Annotated in this window: 4 protein-coding genes; all 4 read right to left on the bottom strand. The window is 45.7% G+C overall.

Annotation, left to right across the window (positions count from 1 at the left end; all coding sequences use genetic code 11):
- Positions 1 to 82 precede the first annotated feature (82 nt).
- Complete coding sequence (locus AC1WIP_RS14315; protein WP_481142462.1) at positions 83 to 520, bottom strand: hypothetical protein; 438 nt, start codon at positions 518 to 520, stop codon at positions 83 to 85.
- Between the two features lie 21 nt (positions 521 to 541).
- On the bottom strand, positions 542 to 967 hold the full coding sequence (locus tag AC1WIP_RS14320) for a hypothetical protein (protein ID WP_481142463.1): 426 nt from the start codon (positions 965 to 967) through the stop codon (positions 542 to 544).
- Positions 968 to 999: 32 nt separating this feature from the next.
- Positions 1,000 to 1,764: a hypothetical protein gene (locus AC1WIP_RS14325; protein WP_481142464.1), complete on the bottom strand. Its 765-nt coding sequence runs from the start codon at positions 1,762 to 1,764 to the stop codon at positions 1,000 to 1,002.
- A gap of 213 nt (positions 1,765 to 1,977) precedes the next feature.
- The coding region (locus AC1WIP_RS14330) for a DUF5702 domain-containing protein (RefSeq protein ID WP_481142465.1) at positions 1,978 to 2,682 on the bottom strand (705 nt) is incomplete at its 5' end.

The following is a 2,682-nucleotide window of genomic DNA, read 5'->3' on the forward strand; positions in this document are numbered from 1 at the left end:
ATTTTCTTTCTTCCGGCTTTTGGTCCAGCAATATTCTCTCATAATTGTGATTTAGGCTCCGTACAAATTCTGTCTCCAACATTTATTCTTCCTCCACTATCCTGCGGTAATTTCTCACAAACAAAACAGGGTCAATCCTATGATTTTCATACCGGGCCTGAGCCCTCCAAACTGCATTTCCCCAAAAATCCATGCCTGCAAAAGGAAATTCCAGCTCTCCGCTTCCTCTCACGGCAATAGTATCCTTTTCCAGCTTGATTTCCACCTCTTTTTGATTCCACAAAACAAATTTGTCCCTGGATATTCGACTCTGCCAGTCTTTCACCTGCTCTGCCGCCTCTGTCTTGTCCTCAGCATTCACAGCGCTCCCCTTAAGCGCCAGAGCCCCCATATCCTGTTCTAACAGGCAGCGGTCATATTGAAAAAACCAAAGGCCGATTATAAACAGAATAACGCTGATAACCACCGGAATGATCATAGCTGCTTCCACGGTAAAATATGCCTGTACTTTTCTTTTCATATTTTTCTCCTCTTGCTTTTTTCATAATATAAAGCAAGAAGCCAGCAAAAAGGGCAGATACGGTACTCTGCTGTTTTTATGTACTCTGCGGAACAAAAACATGACCACGCAAAATGCAAACACAAGCAGTATACTCACCCAAAATAAGAGTACGCACGCTGGGTACTCCATAAGCATACTCAGCTGCAGTAAAACCATTCCATCCGCACTTCCCACCTTTCCGGTTGTCCTTGCTGCTATCAGTAAAATGAATCCGGGAAAAAGTGCAGGCAGCAGCCGGAATGCTTCTCCGGGCCAGTTCCATGTATTCCATGGTTTTTTTGTAACTACACTATAAAGCACAATTCCCCAGCCCGCTAAAAGAATCAACAAAGGTACCTTTTTTTCTTTGATGTCCCATACGCTTAAGACACCCAGATAGGACAATAGAAAAATCTTCCGTATCATAACAATCTCCATTCCGACACTAATCCGCTTCTTTATTTTGTGCAACGGCTGCAAGGGGCAAATTCCTTTTGCGCCTCCGTCTTAATCAAGGAAAATATGGTTCTTTTAAGTCCCGGGCAGTCCTGCCTGCAATGATAGCGGCTGCCCTCGCTCGTAATAAACACCGCATCACCTCCTTTGTCCGTGCCACACCTTTCGCAGAGGCTGTATCTGCCGCCATTTTCGTTTCTTAATTTCAGCACCTCTCCCAGCGAAGTCTCTGTTACTGACAGGGTCAGATGACTGCATCCAATGCTTTCATGATACACTCTGCCATTTTCCGCCACATATACCGTCTGCGCTTTTTCTTCTCCGGAAGCACCCGGTATTTCATACCCCGTCCAAAAATGCCCGTAATATCTATTTCCCATCCGAAATGGGAGAAACCCCGCCAAGTCCGACCACGGCGATACCAAATAAGTGACATTGATTTCGAATTCCCCATTGTCGTCAAGCGCTTTGCTCTCCCAAAACTGCAGTCCCTCTGCACCATATGCGAGGGGAGAAGCATCCAGATAATCCTCTCCTGCATACTTTGTCATTTCTTCCTTTACATATCCATAGGACAGCACAATCCCCGCCACGTTTTCCTGCAGGTCTGCCTCCTTAAAAGCATATCCGTACACAGAAAGCCTGTTTCCCACATCCTGCAGCGCAAGCTGCAGGTTGCCATGCAGGCGGATCATTTCCATCGCGCAGCTCAAGTTTAAAAAGAATAACAGAAAAAGGGGCAAGACCACTGCTGCCTCCACTGTCATGCCGGCCTGCCTTTTTCTTTCAAAAAAGGTGGACAGCGATATCCCCTTTATGGAGTGCTTTATCAGTAAAAAAGGGGTTAAGGAGTATAAGCCTCGGGCAAGGCTTTGAAATTTTGTTATCTGCTTCGGAGAAGGTCTCTTGAAAATTAGTTTACTTTGTTCTGTTTTTTCTTTTCTCCATAAAGGGGACATCGCCATTCACCTTCCTTCTCTTTAGTAGCTTTTTTGTCTTGTCAATTCAAATTGATAGCCATAAGCGCTTTCCACACAAATATATGCTTCTATTCTGTCAAAGCATCCGTCCAGACGAAAATCCGCGTTTCCGGCGGTCAGCCGGATATCTGCCTCCACCAGGTTCATCGCCCGGCCTGTAAGCTTGTCCGTGTCCGTAAGCATTAAAAAAATTCTCAGATAGTCCTCGTAGCTAAGTCCTGTCTCTTCCTTAAAATTTTCATTAGAAATATTTGCCTCAAGGGCCCCCTGCAGGCCAAAATGCCATGTGGCATCATCCTTGATCAGCGGGATTTTTCCTCCTTCCAGTAACGTCTTTACATCATAAAGACTTTCTGCGTATGCCCAGCCAAGCAATAAGGATACCTTCAAAAGCTCCGTGATTTCTGGTACTGCCAGCAATGTGGCAATCACCCCGGCCACCAGCTCCGCCTCCATGCTCTTTTCACTGTCAGAAAAAAGATACAGTGCATTTGCGGCCTCACGCAGCGCCAAAAGGCGATTGGCCACACCCCTTAGATTTTCCGTGTCATTCTCCTTTCCTGCAATCAAATATTCCAGCTGGTACAATAAAGCGCCTTCCGCATTCTCAGCCCCATAGTTTCCCATATAACGCATCAGATATTCTCGAAAAAGAAATTGATCCGCCAAGGATTCCTCCTCGGGAATATGGATATCCATATTCCC

The sequence above is a fragment of the Acetatifactor sp. genome (genome assembly GCF_982438285.1).

Coding starts and splice junctions, on each gene's coding strand:
- AC1WIP_RS14315 (WP_481142462.1), bottom strand. CDS start 520: ATGAAAAGAAAAGTACAGGCATATTTTACCGTGGAAGCAGCTATGATC.
- AC1WIP_RS14325 (WP_481142464.1), bottom strand. CDS start 1,764: ATGACAGTGGAGGCAGCAGTGGTCTTGCCCCTTTTTCTGTTATTCTTT.
- AC1WIP_RS14320 (WP_481142463.1), bottom strand. CDS start 967: ATGATACGGAAGATTTTTCTATTGTCCTATCTGGGTGTCTTAAGCGTA.